This window comes from Streptomyces sp. NPDC057249, assembly GCF_042669245.1.
Classification (GTDB): domain Bacteria; phylum Actinomycetota; class Actinomycetes; order Streptomycetales; family Streptomycetaceae; genus Streptomyces.
On record NZ_JBHUXS010000009.1, the window covers coordinates 181131 to 204510 of the forward strand.

Annotated in this window: 16 protein-coding genes; 4 read left to right on the plus strand and 12 right to left on the minus strand. The window is 71.8% G+C overall.

Annotated elements, in window-relative coordinates:
• Positions 1–8: 8 nt before the first annotated feature.
• The 11 genes from ACFUJY_RS18955 to ACFUJY_RS19005 form a co-directional block, all read right to left on the minus strand.
• Positions 9–1256: a beta-ketoacyl-[acyl-carrier-protein] synthase family protein gene (locus ACFUJY_RS18955; protein ID WP_383300675.1), complete on the minus strand. Its 1248-nt coding sequence runs from the start codon at positions 1254–1256 to the stop codon at positions 9–11.
• A gap of 98 nt (positions 1257–1354) precedes the next feature.
• On the minus strand, positions 1355–2287 hold the full coding sequence (locus ACFUJY_RS18960; RefSeq protein ID WP_383300678.1) for a carbohydrate kinase: 933 nt from the start codon (positions 2285–2287) through the stop codon (positions 1355–1357).
• Positions 2288–2388: 101 nt separating this feature from the next.
• A complete protein-coding gene (locus tag ACFUJY_RS18965) occupies positions 2389–3261 on the minus strand; it encodes an ABC transporter substrate-binding protein (RefSeq protein WP_383300680.1) in 873 nt (290 codons plus the stop codon).
• 96 nt (positions 3262–3357) lie between these two features.
• Positions 3358–3984 carry a GNAT family N-acetyltransferase gene (locus tag ACFUJY_RS18970; protein WP_383300683.1) on the minus strand — a complete coding sequence of 209 codons (627 nt, stop codon included), beginning with the start codon at positions 3982–3984 and terminating at the stop codon, positions 3358–3360.
• 42 nt (positions 3985–4026) lie between these two features.
• The gene (locus tag ACFUJY_RS18975) at positions 4027–4353 is read right to left on the minus strand and encodes a cupin (RefSeq protein ID WP_020207421.1); all 327 of its coding nucleotides are present in this window, start codon (positions 4351–4353) and stop codon (positions 4027–4029) included.
• Positions 4354–4461: 108 nt separating this feature from the next.
• Entirely contained in the window at positions 4462–6087 is a 1626-nt protein-coding gene (locus ACFUJY_RS18980) for a glycoside hydrolase family 13 protein (protein WP_383300685.1), read from the minus strand.
• Between the two features lie 107 nt (positions 6088–6194).
• Complete coding sequence (locus ACFUJY_RS18985; RefSeq protein ID WP_383300687.1) at positions 6195–7154, minus strand: carbohydrate ABC transporter permease; 960 nt, start codon at positions 7152–7154, stop codon at positions 6195–6197.
• Between the two features lie 15 nt (positions 7155–7169).
• Positions 7170–8129 carry a carbohydrate ABC transporter permease gene (locus ACFUJY_RS18990; protein ID WP_383300690.1) on the minus strand — a complete coding sequence of 320 codons (960 nt, stop codon included), beginning with the start codon at positions 8127–8129 and terminating at the stop codon, positions 7170–7172.
• Positions 8130–8220: 91 nt separating this feature from the next.
• Entirely contained in the window at positions 8221–9645 is a 1425-nt protein-coding gene (locus ACFUJY_RS18995; protein WP_383300693.1) for an extracellular solute-binding protein, read from the minus strand.
• Positions 9646–9859: 214 nt separating this feature from the next.
• Entirely contained in the window at positions 9860–14137 is a 4278-nt protein-coding gene (locus tag ACFUJY_RS19000; RefSeq protein WP_383300695.1) for a discoidin domain-containing protein, read from the minus strand.
• A 389-nt stretch (positions 14138–14526) separates the two neighbouring features.
• Positions 14527–15006, minus strand: coding sequence for a GNAT family N-acetyltransferase (locus ACFUJY_RS19005; protein WP_383300698.1), 480 nt, complete (start codon positions 15004–15006; stop codon positions 14527–14529).
• A 157-nt stretch (positions 15007–15163) separates the two neighbouring features.
• Here ACFUJY_RS19005 and ACFUJY_RS19010 point away from each other — a divergent pair, with 157 nt between their 5' ends.
• A complete protein-coding gene (locus ACFUJY_RS19010; protein ID WP_383300700.1) occupies positions 15164–15898 on the plus strand; it encodes a 4'-phosphopantetheinyl transferase family protein in 735 nt (244 codons plus the stop codon).
• Positions 15899–15944: 46 nt separating this feature from the next.
• The gene (pgm, locus tag ACFUJY_RS19015) at positions 15945–17585 is read left to right on the plus strand and encodes a phosphoglucomutase (alpha-D-glucose-1,6-bisphosphate-dependent) (RefSeq protein ID WP_383300702.1); all 1641 of its coding nucleotides are present in this window, start codon (positions 15945–15947) and stop codon (positions 17583–17585) included.
• Positions 17586–17638: 53 nt separating this feature from the next.
• Here the strand turns inward: pgm and ACFUJY_RS19020 are convergent, their stop codons facing one another.
• Positions 17639–19528, minus strand: coding sequence for a rhamnogalacturonan lyase (locus tag ACFUJY_RS19020; RefSeq protein WP_383300705.1), 1890 nt, complete (start codon positions 19526–19528; stop codon positions 17639–17641).
• A 196-nt stretch (positions 19529–19724) separates the two neighbouring features.
• Between ACFUJY_RS19020 and ACFUJY_RS19025 the strand changes: the two genes are divergently transcribed.
• Positions 19725–21797: a SpoIIE family protein phosphatase gene (locus ACFUJY_RS19025; RefSeq protein ID WP_383300707.1), complete on the plus strand. Its 2073-nt coding sequence runs from the start codon at positions 19725–19727 to the stop codon at positions 21795–21797.
• A 257-nt stretch (positions 21798–22054) separates the two neighbouring features.
• A complete protein-coding gene (locus ACFUJY_RS19030) occupies positions 22055–23365 on the plus strand; it encodes a pectate lyase (RefSeq protein ID WP_383300710.1) in 1311 nt (436 codons plus the stop codon).
• Positions 23366–23380: the final 15 nt, after the last annotated feature.

Consider the following 23380-nt stretch of genomic DNA (forward strand, 5'->3'; position numbering starts at 1 on the left):
GCAGATGTTCACCGTCCGGAGGGGCGAACCCGTTCGAAGCAGAGGGCGACGTTGTGGCCGCCGAAGCCGAAGGAGTGGCTGACGGCCCGCTCGACGCGCACCCGGCGCGGCGCCTTGGTGACGCAGTCGATGTCCCAGTCGGCCGGCGGGGCGTCCAGGTTGGCGACCGGCGGGACGACCCCGTGTTCGAGGGTGAGCACGGTGGCGGCGGCCTCGATCGCGCCGGCGGCGGCGAGCGTGTGCCCGAGGACGCCCTTCGGGGCGGTGACCGGGGGCCGGTGCGGGAAGAGGCGGGCGATCAGCTCGGCCTCCATCGCGTCGTTCAACGGCGTGGACGTGCCGTGGGCGTTGACGTGCCCGACCTCGTGGGCGGCCCAGCCCGCCGCGTCCAGGGCGGCCTCGACCGCGCGCCGGGCCCCGTGGCCGCCGGGGTCGGGCGCGGTGGGGTGGTGGGCGTCCGTGGCGGCTCCGGTGCCGGCGAGCACGGCCCGTACGCGGGCGCCCCGGGCCGCCGCGTGCGCGCCCCGCTCCAGGACGAGCACGCCGGCGCCCTCGCCCAGGACGAAGCCGTCGCGGTCGGGCGCGAAGGGGCGGGACGCGGCGGCCGGGTCGCCGGTGCGCGTGGACAGCGCGCCCAGCTGGGCGAAGGCCGCGGCCACGAGGGGCGTCAGGACGGATTCCGCGCCGCCCGCGACGACGACGTCGCACCGGCCGGTGGCCAGGAGGTCGTGCGCGGTGGCGAGCGCGGTGGCGCCCGAGGCGCAGGCGGTGGCCGGGGCCAGGCTGGGGCCGTGGGCGCCCAGGTCGATGGCGATCTCGCCGGCCGCCGCGTTGGGCATCATCATCGGCGCCAGGAGCGGCGAGACGGCCCGCGCGCCGCCGCCGTCGAACCGGCGGACGTTGTCCACGAGGGCGGAGACCCCGCCGACTCCGACGCCGAGCACGACGCCCACCCGGGCGCCGTCCCAGCGGTCCGGGCGCAGCCCGGCGTCGGCGACGGCCCCGCGCGCGGCGAGCAGCGCCATCTTCGCGAACCGCGCCATCCGCCAGGCGGCGCGGCCCCCGATGGCCTCGTCCAGGTCGGTCCGGTCGGCCCGGCAGGCGAAGTCGGCGGGCAGCCCGGCCAGTTCCCCGCAGCGCCGGGCCGGGGACCGCCCCGCGCACAGTCCGGCCCAGAAGGCCCCCTCGTCGTCGCCCACGGGGGTGACCACCCCCAGTCCCGTCACCACGGTCACCGTCCTCGCGTCCCGCGCCATGCCGCGGCCCTCCCCTGCGTCGTCCGTCCCTCTGAAGGGAAACGCGCCGGTGGCCGTCGAGGGTGCGGGCGGGAACGGAAGTCTGCGGCGCGGCGCCCTCAGCACGGCCCCAGCACCGCGCGCAGCTCCGGCTCGTCCGGCGGGTTCGCCCCGGCCCGGGCGACCGTCACGGCCGCCGAGGCCGCCGCGTGGCGCAGTACGTCGCTCACCGTGCCCCGCTCCGGCGAGCGCAGCCGCTCCCGGCCGGACGCGCCGAGCAGGCCGTGGGCGGCGAGCGCGTGCAGGGTGCCGGACATGAAGGCGTCCCCGGCGCCCACCGTGTCGGCCACGTCGGCGGGGAAGGCGCCGATGTCCACCTGGCCGCCCGGCAGGATCGCCGTGGCGCCGTCGCCGCCCCGGGTGACGAGGACGAGGGCCGGGCCGGACGTCAGCCAGCGCCGGGCGGCCTCGGCCGGGTCCTGTCCGGGGTACAGCCAGTCCAGGTCCTCGTCGCTGGCCTTGACGACGTCGCTGAGCCCCACGCACCGCTCGACCCTGCGTACGGCGGCCTCGTGGTCACCCATCAGCGCGGGCCGCACATTGGGGTCGTAGCTGACGGTGGCGGCCGTCCGCAGCGACTCGACGGCGGCCAGCACCGTGGCCGCCCCGGGTTCGGTCACCGCCGCGATCGAGCCGGTGTGGACGTGCCGGGGCTGCCGGTCGAGGGCGACCCGGCCGAGCGTCCAGGCGATGTCGAACGCGTACGCGGCGCGGCCCTCGCCGTCCAGGGTGACGACGGCCGACGGGGTGGCGCCGGGGGCGCCGTCCGTCAGCACCGCCACCCCCGCCCCGGTGAGGTGGGCGCGGATCAGCCGCCCGTTGTCGTCCGGGCCCAGCTGGGTGAGCAGCGTCGCGTCGTGGCCGAGCCTGGCCAGGCCGTACGCCAGGTTGGCCGGGCTGCCCCCGGGGTGGACCCGGTCGGGGGCTCCCGGGACGCGGACGATGTCGGCGACGCATTCACCGATGACCAGGAAGTCGGGGCGGTCGGGCATGGGCGCGGGTTCTCCCGGGGTGCGGCGGAGGGGTGACGGGACGTCCGGCCCACCGTACGGCCCCGGGTCCGGGCCTGCCCGAGCGGTGGTCCTGGCGCCTGCTACGCGTCCAGCGCGTCGGCCAGCAGCTCCAGGAACCGGGCGTGGGCGTGGGCGCTGCACACCGGTTCCGGGTTCCACGGGACCACGCGGGCCGTCGCGGCGACGGCCGCCCACTCGGCGTTGTCGCGCAGTTCGGCGAGCGGGGTCGCGTTGGCCCGGATGTCGGCGAGGACGATGCCGGGGCGCAGGGCGGCGGCCTCGGCCCAGCCGGTCGTGGACCAGTTGGCCCCGGGGCCCTCGGGGGGTTCGATCAGGTCGACGCCGAGGTCGGCGAGGACCCGGAGTTCGGGCCACATGCGGGGACGGGCCAGATGGGCCCGGTCCCGGCCCGGCGGGGAGAGCGCGAGGACCCTCGCCCGGTCCGGGCCGGCGGTGAGCGCGCGCAGCCGGTCCCGCGCGGCGTCGAGTTCCCGGGTGGCCGAGGCCGGCTCCTCGGCGCCGAGCGAACGGGCCAGCTCGGCGAACCGGTCGCCGATCTCGGCCAGGGTGCGCGCCTGGCCGACGTCGATGACGACGACCGGGACGTGGCCCTCCAGGTGTTTCGCGGTCTCGGGGTCGAGGCCGTAGACCTGGCCGCCGCCGTAGCTGACGGCGACGACGAGGTCCGGTGCGCAGCTCAGTAAGGCGTCCGCGTCCAGGGCGGCCCCGGCACCGGCGTACGCGATGGCGTCCAGGGGGAGCGATCCGGTCTTCGCGGGGTCGGGGGCGGCCGGGTCGTCGTGGCCGGAGCCGAAGAGCCCGGCCGGTCGTATCCCGTGGTCCCACAGGGTCGCACCGGCCTGTATGTAGGCGAGCACCCGTTGCGGGCGTTCGCCGGTTTCCGACAACTGCCCCCGGTCGTCGGTGAATTGCCACACGGTCCGCTCGTTCACGTCACACGCCTCCCAGCCGGAATCCGCCGCCCGGCGACGGCGGTCGACCAGTACCTGCCCAGCAAGGGCGGGCCGCACCCTTTGGAGGGGCGGCTCCTACAGATCCGCCCGCGTGGAGCGTACGAGGTAGGTGACGGGGCCGGGATCGGGGACGTGGATCTCGGTGAAGCCCAACCGGTCGTAGAAGGCCCTGGCCGGCGTGTTGGCGGTGAGCATGGACAGATGGACGCCCTCGACGCCCTTGGCGTGCAGGGCCGCGAGGAAGGCGTTCATCAGCTCCTTCCCGTACCCCCTGCGCTGCCAGTCGGGCAGCAGGTCGATGTGCAGGTGGGCGGGGTGGCCCGCGAGTTCGGGCAGGATCATGCGCTCCGGGTGGTGCAGGAGGGCGGTCATCTCGTCGGCGGGGCTGCGCGGCGGGCCCTCGGGTGGCGGGAAGCGGTCCGCGACGCGGGGCAGCCAGCTCTCGCGGTACTCCTTCACGAAGCGAGGGGTGTCGGCGGTGCCGAGGATGTAGCCGACAGCGCGGCCGGTGCCGTCGTCGACGACGAAGGCGAGGTCCGGTTCCAGCTCGGCGTAGGGCGTGGCGAAGATGGACGGCACCAGCTCGTGGTCCGGGTAGAGGTGCCGGGCGTCGCCGCCGCCCGCGGCGGTGCGTATGCAGATGTCCGAGAGGGCGGCGCTGTCTTCGGGGCGGTAGGGCCGGAGGCCGGGAAGCGAGGTCACCGGCTCATCCTGCCGACCGGGAGAGCGCTCCCACAAGGGGGTTCAGGGGTTGACGGCCGTGAGGAGGACGACCGCGTCCTCCAGGGCGAGCAGCCCGTGCCGCTCCTGCGGGATCGGGTGCAGCCGTCCGGGTGTCAGTTCGACGTCACCGGAGGCAGCGGTGAGCCGCACGGAACCGCGCAGGACCTGGAGCGAGGCGGCGGGCGGGGCGTTGTGCTCGTCCAGCGCGGAGCCCGAGGTGAGCGCGATGACGGTCTGCCGCAGCGGGTCCTGGTGGAGCAGGAGGTGGGCGCTGCGGCCGTGCGGTGCGTCGCGGGCGGCGGCCAGGTGCTCGGCGGCGAGGGCATTCAGATCGTTCGGAGCGTCCATACGCCCACTGTGCCGCAGCCCGGGCCCGGCCGCGAACCTGCCGCCCGGGCCTGGGCGCGCTCCCACGCGTCCCGGTCCGTGCGGCGGGTCCGGCCGGCCGGGGCGTCGTCAGGCGCGCAGCCACACCGCCGTGTCCTGCGGGAGCCGGCCAGCCCCGTCCAGGGGGCCGCTGGTGAGCAGCACCGCGCTGTGTGCGGGCAGCTCGGCGGCCTCGGCGGCCAGGTTGACGACGCAGAGCAGTCCCTCGGTCCTGGCGAAGGCGAGCACCCCGGGCGCGGCGTCGAGCCAGGTCAGCCGTCGGATGCCGGGCTCTCCCCCGGTCCCGAAGCCCGGTTCGGCGCGCCGCAGCCGCAGGGCCTCGCGGTAGAGGTTGAGCATGGAGTCCGGGTCGCCGTTCTGGATGTCGGCGGCGTAGCCGGACCAGCCCTCCGGCTGCGGGAGCCAGGGCTCGGTGGTGGCGCCGAATCCGGCGTACGGTTCGCCCGCCGCCCAGGGCATGGGGACCCGGCAGCCGTCCCGGCCCGGGTCGGTGCCGTTCTTGCGGAAGTGCATCGGGTCCTGGATGCGGTCGAGCGGGATGTCGGCCTCGGGCAGCCCCAGTTCCTCGCCCTGGTAGAGGTAGGCGGCGCCGGGCAGGGCCAGCGAGAGGAGTGCGGCGGCCCGGGCTCTGCGGGTGCCGAGGGCGAGGTCGGTGGGGGTGCCGAAGGTCTTGGCGGCGAAGTCGAACCCGGTCTCCTCGCGGCCGTAGCGGGTGACGGTCCGGGTGATGTCGTGGTTGCAGAGCACCCAGGTGGCGGGGGCGCCGACGGGGGCGTGCTCGGCGAGCGTGTCGTCGATGGCGGCCCGCAGTTTCGCCGCCTCCCACGGGCAGGCCAGGAAGTTGAAGTTGAAGGCGGTGTGCAGCTCGTCGGGGCGCAGGTAGCGGGCGAAGCGCTCGGTGTCCGGGAGCCAGACCTCACCGACGAAGACGCCGCCGTACTCGTCGGCGATGGCGCGCCAGGAGCGGTAGATGTCGTGGAGTTCGTCGCGGTCGACGAAGGGGTGCGGGTCGCTGCCGAGGACGAAGTCGGGGAGCGCGGGGTCCTTGGCGAGCAGGGCGGCGGAGTCGATGCGTACGCCGGCGACGCCGCGTTCGAACCAGAAGCGCAGCACGTCCTCGTGCTCGCGGCGGACGGCGGGGTGGGCCCAGTTGAGGTCGGGCTGCTGGGTGGCGAAGAGGTGGAGGTACCACTCGCCGTCGTCCAGCCTGGTCCAGGGGGTGCCGCCGAATTCGGAGACCCAGTCGTTGGGCGGGATCTCGCCGTTCGCGCCGCGGCCCTTGCGGAAGTGGAAGAGGTCGCGCTCGGGGCTGCCGGAGCCGGCTTCGAGGGCGGCACGGAACCAGGCGTGCTGGTCGGAGACGTGGTTGGGCACGATGTCCACGATGGTGCGGATGCCCAGCTCGCGGGCCTCGGCGATCAGTTTCTCGGCCTCGGCGAGGGTGCCGAACGCGGGGTCGATCGTCCGGTAGTCGGCCACGTCGTAGCCGCCGTCGGCCAGCGGCGAGAGGTACCAGGGGGTGAACCAGAGGGCGTCCACGCCCAGTTCGACGAGGTAGGGCAGCCTGGCCCGTACCCCTGCCAGGTCGCCGGTGCCGTCGCCGTCGCCATCGGCGAAGCTGCGTACGTAGATCTGGTAGATGGCGGCGTCGCGCCACCACTGTGCGGTGGCCTCGGACGGACGGTTGGCTGCCACTGACGTTCCTTTCGGGCAGGTGGGGCTCCGCCGCCGGCCCGGCAAGCGGGGCAGGATGGGAGGGCCGGCGGCGGAGCGCTGAGGGGAAGGCGGTTCGGGGGCGGGGCTCAGCCCTTGAGGCCGCCCGCGGTGAGACCGCTCATGATGTTGCGCTGGAAGAGCAGGAAGATCAGCAGCGTCGGGATCGACGCGATGGTGAGCGCGGCGATCAGGACGTTCTCGGGGACGCCGCTGGCGAGTGAGTAGATGCCCACGTTGAGGGTCTGCTTGTTCGGGTCGGGCAGCGTGAGCATCGGCCAGAGGAAGTCCTTCCACACGCCGACGACGGCGAAGATGGAGACGACCCCGAGGATCGGACGGGAGATGGGCAGGACGATCGAGCGCAGGGTGCGCAGCGGTGAGGCGCCGTCCATGGCCGCGGCGTCGAGGAGCTCGCCCGGGATGGAGTCGAAGAACCGCTTCAGCAGGAAGATGTTGAAGGCGTTGGTGACCGACGGCAGCCAGATCGCCCAGGGCGAGTTGACCAGGTTGCGCTGGATGACCGGCACGTCCAGGACCGTGAGGTACTGCGGGACGACGAGCACGGTGGCCGGGATCATCAGCGTGGCCAGCATCATCCCCAGGATGACCTTGCCGAAGACCGGCCGCAGCTTGGACAGCGAGTAGGCGGCGGCCACGTCGAAGATCAGCTGGAAGGCGAGCGCGCCGAACGCGTAGTACAGGGTGTTGAACAGCAGCTTGGACAGGTCCATGACCGTCCAGGCCTGGCTGTAGTTCTCGGTGTGGATGGAGCTGGGGAAGGCCGTGGGCGGGCTCTGCACCACTTCCTGGGTGGTCTTCAGACCGCCGGTGACCATCCAGTACAGCGGGCCGAGGAAGACCGCCGTGAACAGGACCATCACCAGGCCGAAGACGATCCAGTAGACGGCCTTGCCGCGCGGCCGGCCGAGCTGGGCCGGTGAGATCAGGGTGCGCTGGCGGGCCCGTTCGGCGCCGCCCTCGGACGTGCGCCGTGCGGACTTGCGCGACGTGCTCCCGCGCCGGGAGACAAGCGTGTTCGATGCCATGGTCGTGCTCCCGTCCTAGTCTTCGCTGCTGCGGCTCAGTCGTACGTACACCGCGGAGAATCCCGCGAGCACGACGAGCAGGACGAGGCCGAGTGCCGCCGCGCTGCCGTAGTTGTTGAAGTTGAAGGCGTACTGGTAGATGAGGTAGACGACGGTGGTGGTGGAGCCCTCGGGTCCGGCGCCGTTGGTGAGCAGGAAGGGCTCGGTGAAGACCTGCATCGTCGCGATGATCTGCATGAGCAGGAGCAGCGAGAGGATGAGGCGGGTCTGCGGGATGGTGACGTGCCAGATCTTGCGCAGCAGCCCGGCGCCGTCGAGCTCGGCCGCCTCGTACAGCTCGCCGGGGATGCCCTGGAGCGCGGCGAGGTAGATGAGGGTGGCGCCGCCCATGTTCATCCAGGTCGCCGCGATGACGACGGAGAGCATCGAGGTGCTGGTGTCCTGGAGCCATTGCTGTTCGGGCAGGTGGAAGATGGCCAGGATGCGGTTGAAGAGCCCGTAGCCGGGGTCGTAGAAGTACTTGAAGAGCAGTACGGAGGCGACCGGCGGCAGCATCACGGGGAGGTAGACGAGCAGCCGCAGATATCCCTGGCCGTGCCGGAGCTCGTTGAGCACGACAGCGACGGCGAACGGGACGACGAAGCCGAGGAGCAGGGCGAGGACGGTGAACAGCAGGGTGTTGCGCCATGCCTGCCAGAAGGCCGGGTCGTTGAAGACGTACGTGAGGTTGGACCAGCCGGCCCAGGTGGTGGTGCCGTCCTCGTTCTTCTGGAAGGCCAGGATGAATTCCCGGACCATCGGATACCAGGAGAAGAGCGAGAAGCAGAGCACCGCTCCGATCAGGAAGCCGTGCGCTGAGATGTTGCGGCGCAGGGCGCGCAGGAACTCCTCGCGGGCGGAGTCCCGGCCTGCGGGGCCTGGGTGTCCTGGGCGAGGCCGGGTCGCCTTGCGGGGGGACAGGGTTGGGGCCGACATGGTGTCTCCTCGGTGCCGGTGTACGACGAGCGCGTAGCGGACGGGGTCCGGATGCGGGGCCGGGTCCGCGTGACCCGGCCCCGCGCGTCCGTTACTGGTTCGCCAGAACCTGGTTGACCTGCTGCTCGGCGGTGGAGAGCAGCTTGTCGATGTCGGCGTCCTCGTTGGTCAGCACACCGGACATGGCGTTGTCGAGGATCTTGTAGATCTCCTGTGCCTTCGGCGGCTCGGCCTTGCCGGGGACGGGGTTGTCCATGAACGCCTTGAAGTTCTCGACGGGCATCGTCGCGTTCTGCGCGCGTGCGGCGTCGTCCTTGGTCTTGCTCTCACCGAGGAAGAAGTTGGGCTGCGGCAGGCCGACGGGGAGCTTGTCGGCCTTGGTGCGGGCCCAGTCGAACTGGCCCTTGCCGGGGGTGAGGTTCTTGAAGTTGAGCCAGGCGATGGCGGCCTTGATCTGGTCGGGCGAGCTGCCCTTCTTGATCAGGTAGTTGTTGCCGCCGAAGAGGGTGCCCTTGCCGCCGGGGATCGGACCGAGACCGAAGGTCTCGTACTGGGCGCCGAGCTGCTGCACCATGTACGCGATGTCGTCGGGGGCGGCGAGGAACATGCCCAGCTTGTCGCTGGCGATCTGCTTCTGGAGGTCGCCCCACTTGAGCAGCTGGGTCTTGCCCATGCTGTCGTCCTCCCAGCGCATGTCGTGCAGCTGCTGGAGGACCTGCTTGCCCGTCTCGTTGTTGAAGGCGGCCTTCTTGCCGGAGGCGTCGACGATCTCCCCGCCGAGGCCGAACTGCGTGGCGGCGAAGTGCCAGCCGCCGTTGTTGCCGGCGCTGTACTCGCCGTAGCCGGAGATGCCCTTGCCGAGGCCGGCGATCTTCTTGGCGGCGGCGCGCACCTCGTCCCAGGTGGCGGGCGGGGTGTTCGGGTCGAGACCGGCCTGCTTGAACAGCTTCCGGTTGATCATCAGGCCCATGGTGTAGTTGCTGGTCGGCAGGCCGTAGAGCTTGCCGTCCTTGCGGGCCACGTCGACGACCTGCGGCTGGATGTCCTTCAGCGCGGGCACGGTCTTGTCGTTGACGTACGCGGAGATGTCCTCGGCGCCGTCGTTGTCCAGGACCTGCTGGAGGTCGCTGAAGTAGGCGTAGAAGACGTCGGGCTGCGACTTGCCCTTCAGCATGGCGGTGAAGCGGGGCGGCTCGTTGCACTGGCCCGGGGTGGACTTCCCGTTGATCGTGACGTTCGGGTACTTCTGGTTGAACGTCTTGATGTCCTCCTTCCACTCCCGCAGCTCCGCGGCCTTGGCGGCCGGCGGCATGCAGTCGATGGAGATCGTCACCTTGGTCTTCGGGTCCAGCGGAGCCGAGGGGTCGGACGAACCCTTGGACGAACTGCTCGAGTCGTCGTCCTTGCTGCTGCTCGTGCCGCAGGACGCGAGCGAGGTCAGGGCAAGTGCGGTGACAAGGGCAGCCGCGGAGGCACGGCTGATACGGCGTGTGCGGCGCAACCCAGCACTTCTCATCGATGGTCCCCTTCGGGCATGAGCGTGGATGGCCCTCGGCCGACTGACTGCCGGGGCGAGGCACACTCAACCAGCGTCGACATGTGAACGCAATATCTCGCGCAGTTTTCGTAAAAGTTTGACAGCGATAAGTACACCGCATGCGGGAAACGGCGCGCACGCAGCACGGGGCGCCGCCCGGCGGACCGGACGGCGCCCCTGGGAGCGGTGGCTGTTACGGGTTGATGTTGATCTTCATGGTGGACGTCGTGTTCTTCACGTCCTGGGCGTTGTCGCTGAACCTGAGCCCGTTGAAGGTGACCTCACCGACGGCGGGTCCCTGGCCGGCCTCGGGCATCTCGTTGGCCCACAGCCCGAAGCCGGACTTGGCGTCGAAGGCGTCCCCGCTCTTGTGGGCGCCGGAGATGGAGATGTCGGTCAGGATGGTGTCCTTGATCGGGAACTGCGGCTGGCCTCCCACGTAGTTGGTCTGGAACATGATGCCGCTGTACGTCGGGTCGACGATGTCGACGTGGTTGATCCGGATGCCCTGGAAGACCTTGGAGGCGGAGAACAGCCAGATGCCGGGGAAGGTCTGCGAGCCCCAGAAATGACCGCCGGAGCGGACCACGGAGACGTTCTCGATCGTCGTCGGGCCGGTCCCGAAGCCGTTCATCGGGTAGCCGAAGTCGAGCGAGCTGACGGTGATCCCCGAGTACACCAGGGTGTCCGCGATGCGGATGTTGCGGAAGGTGTTGTCGTAGCCGCCGTAGACGGCCACACCTGCCGCGCGCCAGGTCAGGAGCGAGGTCAGGTTCTCGTAGACGTTGTTCTTCATGTCCGCGCCGCCGGCGTCGATCGCCGAGAACAGCGCGAAGCTGTCGTCACCGGTGGCCCGCGACTCGTTGTTGACGACGTGGTTGTCGGTCGAGCCGTTGGTCATGTTGACGCCGTCGGCGAACGTGTTGCGGATGCGGGAGTTCTTGATGGTGATGCGGTCGGTGTTGGCGCCCCAGTAGAGGCACACCGTGTGCTCGTCCCAGATGTTGTCGATGACCATGTCCGACACGTTGGAGAAGTCGAACACCTTGCCCGGTCCGTCGATGCGCGAGGTGTAGTTCCCGAAGTACGCGAAGTTCGCGAACGTCGAGCCCTTGGCGCTCGCCTCGGCCCGGAAGCCGATGTCGGTGTTCTCCTGCGTGGAGGGCGCGTGGAACCTGGTGTACCAGGGCCCCGCACCGATGACCTTGACGGCCTTGCCGTAGACCTGGAACTTGCTCGCGGTCTGGTAGTCGCCCGCGGGCAGGTAGACGCCCACCAGCTTGCCCGTGGTGTCCATCCGCACCTTGTCCAGGGCGTTCTGGACGTCCTGGTGGGTGAAGCCGGCCGGTACGGCGTAGGCGGCCGGGTCCGGGTTGGCGATCTGGGCGGCCTGCTCCAGCCCGATGAAGTCGATCGCGTAGGTGCTGGTGTTGGCCGCGTCCTTCTGGAGCCGGATCTTGCTGCCCGCCGGGACCGTCCTGCCCAGCATCACGTTGGCCTCGTCGTAGATGTGCCGCGGCGAACCGGAGCCCGGGGAGTTGCCGGGGCCGGTCTCGGCGCCGTACAGCCAGGCGTACTTCGAGGTGAGGTCGATCGCCTTCAGGAAGGTGCCGTCCACGTAGATGTTGAGCTTGGAGTCGATGCCGCCGCCGCCCGCCGAGTCCGGGATGGAGTAGCGGGTCACCAGGGTGTTGGTGCTGGCCCGGGTGGTGAACTCGACGTAGTTGCCGGTGCTGTTCAGCGTGACCGCCTTGCGGCCCGACGCCTCGCCCGCGACGTCGCCGACGGTCCTGTTCGGCCCGGCGACCTTCGCGCCGCCGCCCGTGACGCCGTCCTCCGCCTCGTAGGTGTCGTACGGCATGTTGGCGCCGCGCCCGACGAAGAAGGAGCTGCTGACGGTGTTGTTCTCACGCTTGACCGGCAGCTCCTCGGCGTCGTCCGCGACCACCGTCCGCACGGTGTACGAGCCGTTGGCCGCCGTCCAGGAGCCCAGGTTCACCGGGGCGCTGGTGGCACCCGCGGCGATCGAGCCGTTGTAGCTGCCGGTGAGGGTCTTCACCGTGGCGCCCTTGGCGTCGAGCAGGGTCACCGTGACGGCGTGGCCGCCCGACGCGGAGGCCACCGTGCCCTGGTTCCTGATGGCGACGGAGAAGGTGACGTCGTCCCCCTGGGCCGGGGCGGACGGCGAGGTGGTGACCGCGGTGGGCACCAGGTCGGAGCTGGCGACCGGCTTGACGACCAGGGCGGAGGCGCTGGTGTAGGTGTTGTCGGTCTCGTTCTGCTCGATGATCTGGTTGTCCGGGTCGGCGACCGCGCTCAGCGTGTACGTGCCCGCGTCCCGCGCCCCGATGTCGGCGCTGACCTCTGCGGAGGCCCCGGCGGCGAGCGCGCCCACGTTCGCGGTCGCGACCTTGGAGCCGCCGAGCCGGAATTCGAGCTTGCCGGCCGGAGCGGCGACCGCGCCGGTGTTGCGCACCGTCGCGGTGAGCGTCACCGGGTCCGACTCGACGGGCGCGGCCGGGCTCGCGGTGACCCCGCCGACCTGGAGGTTCGGGTTGGGGGCCGGAGCGCCCAGCACCTGGAACTCCGCGACCTGCCCGGCGGGTGCGCCGGTGTTGGAGGTGAACTTCAGCTGGACGTCGGCGACCCGGGCGTCGACCGGGATCGTCACCGTGTTGCCGCTGCCCGGGCTGAACGCGTAGTCCTTGGCGGCGACCAGGCTGGTGAAGGACGAGGCGCTCTGCTCGCGGCCGAGGACCTGGATGTTCTGGGTCCTCGCGCCCCAGGCGCTGTCCGGGTTGAGCTTCACGACGACGCTCCGCGTGTCGGCGTTGGCGCCCAGCTTCACCGTGAGGGTGTTGGGGTAGCTGCCGCCGGCGCCCTCCCAGTAGGTGGAGAGCTTGTTGTCGTTCGCGTTCTCCGCGACGAAGGTGTACACCACGGAGGAGGCGGTGATGGGCTTGCCGACGGCGAGGTCGGAGGCGGTGCCGGTGGAGCCGTTGCGGGTGACGGTGTTGCTGTCGCCCGAGACGTTGCCCGCCGCGTCCTTGGCCCGTACGACGTACGACACGGTGGTGCCGGCGGGCTGGGTGTCGGTGTACGTGGTGACATCGCCGGCCACGGTCTTGCGCAGCACGTTGTTGGCGTAGATGTCGTACCCGGTGACGCCCTTGTTGTCGCTGGACGCCGTCCAGGCCAGCTTGATCTGTCCGGAGGCGGGCTCGGTGAAGCTCAGGTTCGCCGGTGCGGTGGGCGCCTGGGTGTCACCGGTGTCCCCCTTGCGGGTGACGGTGTTGCTGTTGCCGGAGACGTTGCCCGCGGCGTCCTTGGCCCGTACGTAGTACGAGACGGTGGAGCCGGCCGGCCGGGTGTCGGTGTACGCGGTGACGTCACCGGCGACGCTGGTCAGCAGGGTGTCGTCGGCGTAGACGTCGTACCCGGTGACGCCGGTGTCGTCGGTCGAGGGCTTCCAGGTCAGCCGGATCTGCCCGGTGGCCGGTTCGGTGTACGCCAGCTGCGTCGGGGCGGTCGGCGCCTGGGTGTCGCCGGTCTCGGGGCCGTAGATCTCCAGCTCGGAGACCTGGGCGCCGGGCTGGACGGTGTTGGCGGTGACCAGGACGCGGACGTACCGGGTGGTGGTGGCGTCGAAGGTGATCGTCGCGGTCTCGGAGGCGGGGCTGAAGGTGTACGCCTCGGCCTGGGTCAGGTCCGTGAAGTCGGAGCCGTTGGCGCTGCCCTGGATCTTCAGGGTCTGGCTGCGGGCCTCCCAGCCGTCGGGCAGCCGCAGCACCACGCGGTCGACGCGCACGGAGGAGCCCAGGTCGGCCTGGAGCCACTGCGGGAACTCGTTGTTGCGGCTCTCCCAGTAGCTGGCCCGGTTGCCGTCGTTGGCGTTGGCCGCGATGTACGTCTGGGTGTTGCTGCTGGCCGTGAGCGGGCGCCCGGCGGCCAGGTTCACCGAGGACTCCGCCGCCGCCCGGACCTCCAGCTCGGCCAGCTGGCCGTTGTCGGACGCGGTGTTCGCGGTGATGTCGGCCCGGACGAAGCGGGTCCGGGTGGCCGGGAAGCTGATGGTGACCTGGTTGGAGCTGCCCGGTGCGAAGGAGTAGGAGGCCGAGGTCTTCAGCGTGGAGAAGCTGGTGCCGTCGACGCTGCCCTGGAGGGAGAGCGTCTGGCGGCGGGCCGACCAGTCGGCGGGGAGCTTCAGCGTGACCTGGTCGATGCGGGTGACCTTGCCCAGGTCGCTCTGCACCCACTGGGGCAGGGACTTGCCGGACCCCTCCCAGTAGGTGGACTGCTGTCCGTCGGCGATGTTCCCGGCGGACTTCCCGCTGCTCGCGGCGGCGCGGTGGCCGGCGGCGATGTTCGGGCCGCCGGCGGCCGAGGCGTTCAGCGCCGGCCAGGCGACCATCATCAGGCTGGTGGAGACGGTCGCGGAAAGAATCCGCCATCTCCAGCGTCGCGTTCTCATCTGTCCCCGATCTGCTGCCTCGGCACGGGGCGGCCGAGGCGCGGCTCAGTCTGCGACCCCGCCAGTACATGAATTCCTGCACTGGCAGGATGACCTTTTGCGATTTGCGGTCAGAGAGTTGCAGAGAATTGACGTGGAGTCCACCACTCCGGCAGAAGTTCGCTACCTCGCAGACACCGCCCGCGCGCACCAACTGGCCCGACAAGAAGGGCATTTGACTACGGAACCGTCGAGGCCCGTGGGAACGTCCTCGGCCGCAACGAATTTGCGTAAATATGCAAGCCGGTGAAAGGTGCCAGTTCGGAGGGGCCGCCCGGGCACGACGGAGGGCGGGGCCCGCCACCGCGGACCCCGCCCTCGCTCGCTTCCCGTCCCTCAGCCGGGGTGGCTCACCCGCCGGGCGCCCACCGGTATCGGACGTCCGGCTCCTTCTCCTCGTTGCGGCTGCCGTCGTCGAAGGCGACCGCGGTGAACCCGTGGCGCTCGTAGAAGGCCCGGGCCCCGGTATTGCGCTGGAAGGTGTAGAGGGTGAGCCCGTCGGGTCCGGCCTCCTTGGCCGCCGCCAGCAGGAGCGAGCCGATGCCCCGGCGGCGCAGGCCGGGGTCGATGTAGAGGTGTTCCAGCTCGGAGCCGTCCAGCGAGAGGAAGCCGGCGATCCGCACCTCTCCGTCCTCGCGGGTCTCGGCCACCCGGACGTCGGTGCCGGGCAGCACCACATGGGTCATCCAGGCGAGGGTCGCCTCGTCGCTGTGCACCCGTGCCAGATACGGCATGGCGGCGGCGCGGGAGGCGAGGAAGAGCCGGGTGAGGGGCCCGGCGTCGTCCGCCCGGGCCTCTCGGAGCACGGCGGGGCGGCTGTCCGGCGACATGGGTTCTCTCCTGTCCGAGGGGCCGCCGCCAGGAGCGCGGGGCACACGGTGATCGAACATACGTCGGACACCTCCCGGAGCTCCATAGGATAAGAGCGCCCCTGCCCCGCCGGTGCCCGCCCCGGGCTCCCGTCCCCGCCGAGGAAACGACGTAACGGTGTACCAGCCCCACGTGTTCACGCTGACCGAGGACGGCTACCGAGGGCCCGCGCCCTCCTGGAGCTCCGGCGCCCCCTCCCTGTGGCTGGTGGACACGGAGCGCGCGGCCGAGGCCGCCCGGCTGCTGGCTCCCGAGATCCTCGACGCCTCGGAACTCGCCCGGGTGGAGCGGCTGGCCTTCCCCGCGGACCGGGCCTGCTACACCGCCGCCCACCTGGCCCTGCGGCTGCTGCTCGGCGCCCGCCAGGGCGTTGCCCCGGAGGCGGTACGGCTGACGCGGGAGCGCTGTCCCTCCTGCGACGGCCCGCACGGCCGGCCCGCGACCGGCGGCGGCACGCACTTCTCGCTCTCCCACACCCGGGGCGTCGCCCTGCTGGCGTTCGCGGGCGTCCCGGTCGGGGTGGACGTGGAGCGCGTCCCCGAGGCACGGGTGGCGACGGAGGTCGCCGGGCAGCTGCATCCCGCCGAGGCGGCCGAGCTGGCCGGGCTGCCGCAGGAGGAGCGGGCCGCCGCCTTCGCCCGGGTGTGGACCCGCAAGGAGGCGTACCTCAAGGGTGAGGGCACCGGCCTGGCGGGCGGCCTGCACCGCGAGCACGTCGGCACCGGGCCGCGCCCGCTCGGTCCGCCGGGCTGGGCCGTCACCGATGTCGCCGTCCCCGCCGGGTACGCGGCGGCGGTGGCCGTCGGCACGGCGGGGCGCTCGTCCGTCGGGGGCGCCGACCGGCGAAAATGACCGCACGGGCACATCGCACCGACCGACCGATACGGAGGAGTGGCAGATGCCGCACGCACGAGCCGGACAGCAGGCGCGCCCCGAGGATCTGACCGATGTGGCACGGCTGGTGACGGCGTACTACGCGCTGCACCCCGATCCGGCCGAGCCCGGCCAGCGGGTCGCGTTCGGCACCTCCGGGCACCGCGGTTCGTCGACCGCCACCGCGTTCAACGAGGACCACATCGCGGCGACGAGCCAGGCCATCAGCGAGTACCGGGCCCTCCACGGCACCGACGGACCGCTGTTCCTGGGGGCGGACACCCACGCCCTGTCGGAGCCGGCCCGGGTCACCGCCCTCGAGGTGTTCGCCGCCAACGACGTGCGCGTCCTCATCGACTCCGAGGACGGGTACACCCCGACGCCCGCGGTCTCGCACGCCATCCTCACGTACAACCGAGGCCGCCGCTCCGGTCTCGCGGACGGCGTCGTGGTCACCCCGTCGCACAACCCGCCGGGCGACGGCGGCTTCAAGTACAACCCGCCGAGCGGCGGGCCGGCCGGCTCGGAGGCGACCGGCTGGATTCAGGACCGGGCCAACGAGATCATCACGGGCGGGCTCAAGGAGGTCCGCCGGGTGCCGTACGCGCGGGCGCTGGCCGCCTCCACCACCGGCAGGTACGACTTCCTCGGCACCTATGTGGCGGACCTGCCCTCCGTCCTGGACCTGGACGCGGTGCGCGGGGCGGGGGTGCGCATCGGCGCCGACCCGCTGGGCGGCGCGTCGGTGGCGTACTGGGGGCGGATCGCCGAGCAGCACCGGCTGGACCTGACCGTGGTCAACCCGCTGACCGATCCCACCTGGCGGTTCATGACGCTGGACTGGGACGGGAAGATCCGGATGGACTGCTCGTCGCCGCACGCGATGGCCTCGCTGATCGCTCAGCGCGACCGCTACCAGATCGCCACCGGCAACGACGCCGACGCCGACCGGCACGGCATCGTCACCCCGGACGCCGGGCTGATGAACCCGAACCACTACCTCGCCGTGGCCATCGACTACCTGTACGCGCACCGGAAGGACTGGCCGTCCGGGGCGGGCGTCGGCAAGACGCTGGTGTCCTCCGGGATGATCGACCGGGTCGCCGCCGACCTCGGCCGGGAACTGGTCGAGGTGCCGGTCGGCTTCAAGTGGTTCGTGGCCGGGCTGGCCGACGGCTCGCTGGGCTTCGGCGGCGAGGAGTCGGCCGGGGCGTCGTTCCTTCGCCGGGACGGCTCGGTGTGGACGACCGACAAGGACGGCATCCTGCTCGCGCTCCTGGCCTCCGAGATCCAGGCGGTGACCGGCGAGTCGCCGTCCCAGCGCTACGCCGCGCTGACCGCCCGGTTCGGCGAGCCCGCCTACGCGCGGATCGACGCCCCGGCGGACCGCGAGCAGAAGGCGGTGCTGGCGCGCCTCTCCCCCGGGCAGGTCGGCGCGGACACCCTCGCCGGTGAGCCGGTGACCGCCGTGCTCACCACCGCGCCGGGCAACGGGGCCGCGATCGGCGGCATCAAGGTGACCACCGAGAACGCCTGGTTCGCCGCCCGGCCCTCGGGCACCGAGGACGTCTACAAGGTGTACGCGGAGTCCTTCCGGGGCGCCGAGCACCTGGCCCAGGTGCAGGAGGAGGCCAAGGCCGTGGTGTCGGCGGCGCTGGACGCCTGACCCGGCGGGGTGCCCGCCCTCCCGGTACCGCCACCGGGAGGGCGGGCCTCAGCTCACGGGGTCCACACCGCGGGCCTCGGGGCGGTGGCCATGCCGTTCCCGAGGAAGAAGCCGGGGTGCGGGGGCTGGTTGTAGGCCGTGTTCTGCCAGGCCAGGGCGGTGCGGTAGGTGGTGTCGTGCAGCAGGGTGGTGATCCTGGTGCCGGTCTCGTACGGCGTGGAGTAGATCCGCAGCGCGGTGTTGCCGGTGGTCGCCCAGACCACCTCCTCGCGCCAGTCGCCGAACAGGTCGCCGGAGATGACCGGGGTGGCCTTGGTGCCGTTGTTGGAGTGCACCGAGGCGCCGGTCAGCAGCCGGGTGTCGCCGGAGGTGCCGTACTTGTCGATGTGGGTGCCGTCCAGCAGTTCCCGGGTGGTGTCACCGTCCCACCAGGCCAGGAAGTTGGTGCTGGAGGGCTTGCGGCTCGCGACCACCGTGCCGTGCGGGTCGCGTATCCCGGAGGCGGCGGACGACCAGGACTCGGCGCCGGGGCTGCCCGCCCAGATGTCGTCGCTGACGCCGCGTCCGTTGTCCCCGCCGGCGGGCGTCGACCAGATGATCTGCCCGGTCCTGGCGTCGGCCATCCAGGACGACGGCTTCGAGCCGTCCTCGTCCACCTTGAACTCCTCCAGGCCCGGACGTGCCGGGTCCAGGTCGCCGACGTGCATGGCGTCGCCGTGGCCGTTCCTCGTCGTCCAGAGCGAGCGGCCGTCGTCGTCCACGGCCATCGCGCCGTAGACGATCTCGTCCCTGCCGTCGCCGTCGACGTCGGCCACCGACAACTGGTGGTTGCCCTGGCCGTCGTAGCCCCGGCCGGTGTTGGTCGAACTGTTGGTGTCGAAGGTCCAGCGCCGGGTGAAGGCCCCGCCCCGCCAGTCCCAGGCGGCGATCACCGTACGCGTGTAGTAGCCGCGGGCCATGATCAGTGAGGGCCTGCCGCCGTCCAGGTAGGCGGTGCCGGCGAGGAAGCGGTCGACGCGGTTGCCGTAGCCGTCGCCCCAGGAGGAGACGGAGCCGCGCGCCGGGACGTAGTCGACGGTGCCCATCGCGGCACCGGTGAGGCCGTTGAACATGGTGAGGTATTCGGGGCCGGACAGGACGTATCCGGAGGAGTTGCGGTGGTCGGCCGACGTGCTGCCGATGACGGTGCCCCTGCCGTCGACGCTGCCGTCGGCGGTCTTCATCGCCACCTCGGCCCGCCCGTCGCCGTCGTAGTCGTACACCTGGAACTGCGTGTAGTGCGCGCCGGAGCGGATGTTGCGGCCCAGGTCGATCCGCCACAACCGGGTGCCGTCGAGCTTGACGCCGTCCACGATGGTGTTGCCGGTGTAGCCGGACTGGGAGTTGTCCTTGGCGTTGGTGGGCTGCCACTTCAGTACGAAGTCGAGCGCGCCGTCGCCGTCGAGGTCGCCGACGGAGGCGTCGTTGGCCTCGTAGGTGTAGGAGACGCCGTCGGGGGTGGTGCCGCCCGGGGGCGGGCTGATGGGCACGTCCTTGTACCCGGCGCGGAACTGGATCGCGTGCACGGAGTCGCCCTGTTCGACGCCGTTGACGACCGCGCGCACGGTGTAGTCGGCGTGGCCGGGGGCGCCGGCGTGGAAGTAGTCGGTCGAGCCGGTGACGGGCGAGGCGTTGACCTTCGTGCCGGCGCGGTAGACGTTGAAGGCGACGGAGTCCGGGTCGGTGGCGAGCCAGCGCCAGCTGATGAGGTTGCCGGAGTCGGTGTGCACGCTGACGACGCCCCGGTCCAGGGCCTCCACCTGGCGTGCGGTCGCGGCGTGCGAGGTCTGGCCGGTGACGACCAGGCCGGCGGCGGCGAGGATTCCGGCGGTGACGGCGCCGAGCAGGGTGCGGGTCCGGGTGGTACGGCGTCTGCGTGCGGTGCGGGGATGCGCGAGAGCCACGGTTCGTGCCTTCCGGAGTGGGGGTGGGTGGGGTACCCCTCAGTGGCCGCCGGGCGCGGAAAGGTTGCCGCCCCGTGAAATCCCGTACGCCCTCACCCGTTCGGCGCCGCGCGGTGGCGGGCGCGGCCCAGGGGCGCGCACGCTGACCGGAGAGCTGCCGATCGCCAGGGGCGGCGGAGCCCGTTGGGGGTGCGACGTGTCGGATACCGGTAGCACGGCCCCTGGTGCGGACCCGGGCGACGACATGGCGGTGGCCCTGCTCGACACGCTGTTCAGCCAGTCCGCGGTCGGTCTGCACGTCCTGGACACCGGTCTGCGGGTCGTCCGCGTCAACGCCCTCACCGAGGGCGTGGACCCCGGCCGGATCGTCGGGCTGCACTTCACCGACGCGTACCGGCTCGACGACCCGGAGGAGGCGGAACGCCTGCTGGACCAGGTGCTGAAGACGGGCGCTCCGGTGCTCAACCAGCCGGTCCGCGGCCGGCTCGCCCTGGCCCCCGGCCCTTCCCGCAGCCTGAACGTCACCCTGCACCGGCTGGACGCCGAGGACGGCCGCCCGCTCGGTGTGCTGGCGGCCGTGGTGGACGTCAACGAGCGGGAGAAGGCACACGTCCGGGCCGATGTGCTGGCCGCGGTGCGGCGGGGGGCGGGCCACTCCCTGGACGTGGCGGCGACCTGCGAGGGGCTGGTCTCGGCGCTGGTGCCCGCGTTCGCCGACCTGGCCGTGGTGGAAGTGGTGGACGAGGTACTGCGCGGCGCCGATCCGCCGCTGAGCCCGCTGGACCGGGACGTCCCGCTGCGGCGTGCGGCGGTACGGGGCACGGGGACGGCGCCGGACAACCTGGTCGGTGAGCTGCGCCGGCTGCCCGAGGCGACCCCGTTCGCCCTCGCCGTCACGGATCTGCGGCCCCGGCTGGTCGAGCTGGGCCCGGACACGCCGTGGCTGGACACCGACCCGCCGACGCGCCGGATGATCGAGGCGATCGGGGCGCACTCGATGATCGTGGCGCCGCTGAAGCTGCACGGCTCCGTGCTCGGCCTGGTGAGCCTGTACCGGCACCGGAGCGATCCGTACGACGAGCGGGACCTCGCTCTCGCACTGACCGCCGCCGCGCACACGGCGCTGAGCATCGAGAACGCGCTGCGCTACGCCCGTGAGCACGTGATCGCCTCGACCGTCCAGCGCCGGCTGCTCCCCCAGCACGAGGGGGAGCGGGTCGCGATCGAGACCGCGCACGTCCTGCTGCCGGGGCGCAACAGCGGCTGCTGGTTCGACACGATCGGCCTCTCCGGCGCCCGGACGGCGCTCATCATCGGGAACGTCGCCGGACACGGGTTGCAGACGGCCATCACGATGGGGCAGCTGCGCACCGTCATCCACGCGCTGGCGGGGCTCGACCTGGAGCCCGACGAGGTGCTGGCCCGGCTCAACGACACGGCCGACCGGCTGGTGGAGGAGCGCCGGCTGCTGCCGCCGGGGGACTCACTGCACCGCCAGCCGCTGACGGCCACCTGCCTGTACGCGGTCTACGACCCGTTCACGCAGGTGTGCACGGTGGCGCGCGCCGGACATCCCGCGCCGGTGGCCGTCGGGCCGGACGGGCGCCCGCTCGTGCTGGACGTTCCGGAGGGGCCGGCGCTCTTCTCGGAGGACAGCGCGCCCTTCGCGACGGGTTCGGTGCGGCTGGACGAGGGCAGTGTGCTGGCGTTCCTGACCGGTTCGCTGCTGCCCGAGGAGCGGTCGGTGGAGCGGGTGCGGGAGGCGCTGGCCCTTCCGGAGCGCCGGCTGCGGGAGCTGTGCGACGCGATCGTGTACAACCTGCCGGCCGAGGCCGATCCGGACGGGGCCGCTCTGCTGCTCGCCCGGACGGGCGTGGTGCCGCCGGACCGGGTGGCGACCTGGGAGCTGGCCCACGACCGGACCACTCCGGCGGTCGCCCGCACCCTGGTGCGGGACCGGCTGGAGGGCTGGGACCTCGGCGAGGAGACGATCGAGGCGACCGAGCTGATCGTCAGCGAGCTGATCACGAACGCGGTCCGCTACGGGACGCCGCCCCTGCAACTGCGGCTGCTGCTGGACCGCGCGCTGACCTGCGAGGTGCACGACACCAGCCCGGTGGCCCCGCATCTGCGGCACGCCCGCACGGTCGACGAGGGCGGGCGCGGGCTCTTCATCGTGTCGCAGCTCGCCAACCACTGGGGTACCCGCTACAGCACGAACGGCAAGGCGCTGTGGACGGAGCAGGAGATCCCGGAAGAGGACTTCTGACGATCGGTACGTCCCCCGGCGGGCGTACGAGTGCGGTGAACCCCCGCGCGCAGGCCGCGTCGGGGATGTTGCCGAGCACTTCTTGACCGGTGCATGACGGTGCCGTACGGTCGCGGCAGTTCGCATACAAGAACTCGGTTCATCATGCGGGACGAGCATGGCACCGTTCCGCAGGGGTCGAGGGATCGCCTTACCACCGCACCGAACCACTCATTGGTGCCCGCGGAGGACGCCGCGGGCGGTGAAAGGAACACCCAGTGCGTACCAGAAATCAGCATGCCAGACGGCGAGGCGGCCGGACAGCCGCCTCGTTCGTCGCCCTCTCCTCACTGATCCTCGCCGGTGTCACGGCGCTGGTCGCGACCGGTTCCGCGCAGGCCGCACCCGCGACCGGCGCGTACAGCCTGTCGAACGCGGCGAGCGGGCTGTGTCTGGAGGTTCCCGGCTCGGGGACCTCCGACGGCATCCAGCTCGTCCAGCGCGGCTGCACCGGAGCCGCCGACCAGACGTGGCAGCTCAAGTCCTCAGGCGGCGGCTACACCCTGACCGCCGCGCACAGCGGCAAGTGCGCCGGAGTGCGGGGCGCCTCCACCAGCGCGGGCAAGGCCGTCGAGCAGCAGGGCTGCACCGGCGGCGCCGGCCAGGTGTGGACGCTCACACCGGTGAGCGGCGACACCTATCGCGTCGTCAACGCCAACGGCGGCAAGTGCCTCAACGTGAAGGACAGCTCCACCGCGGCCGGTGCCCTCGTGCAGCAGAACTCGTGCGACTCGGTGACCAGCAAGCGGTGGACCTTCACCGCGGCGGGTTCGACGCCCACGGACCCGACCGACCCCACGGACCCGCCGACGGACCCGCCCACCGACCCCGGCACCCGGCCCGCGTGGCCGTCGGCCAACGGCAGCCGGGCCCTGACCTCGACGATGCAGGTGTCGGGCAGCTACGACGGCGGCATGAAGCGCTTCTATGGGAGCGGCGACCTGGGCAGCGACGGCCAGGACGAGGACCAGCCGGCGCTGATCGAACTGGCCGACGGAGCCACCCTGGAGAACGTCATCCTGGGCTCCCCGGCGGCCGACGGGGTGCACTGCGCGGGCGCCTGCACTCTGAAGAACGTCTGGTGGGAGGACGTGGGCGAGGACGCCGCGACCTTCCGCGGCGGTTCGTCCTCGCTGGTCCGCACGGTCGACGGCGGCGGCGCCCGCCGGGCGGACGACAAGGTCTTCCAGCACAACGGCGGCGGCACGCTGATCATCAAGAACTTCCAGGTCGAGGACTTCGGCAAGCTCTACCGCTCCTGCGGCAACTGCTCGACCCAGTACGGCCGGCACGTCCAGGTGCAGAACGTCTGGGTCACCGCGCCGGGTGACAGCCTGGTCGGCATCAACACCAACTACGGCGACACGGCGCGCTTCTCGGGCGTCACGATCTACGACGACTCCGACCACGACATCGACATCTGCACGAAGTACAAGGGGGTGACGAGCGGCGAGCCGTCCAAGACGGGCACCGGCGCGGACGGCACGCACTGCATCTACAGCGGTTCGGACATCACGTACGCGGACTGACCGCACCGGCCTGCG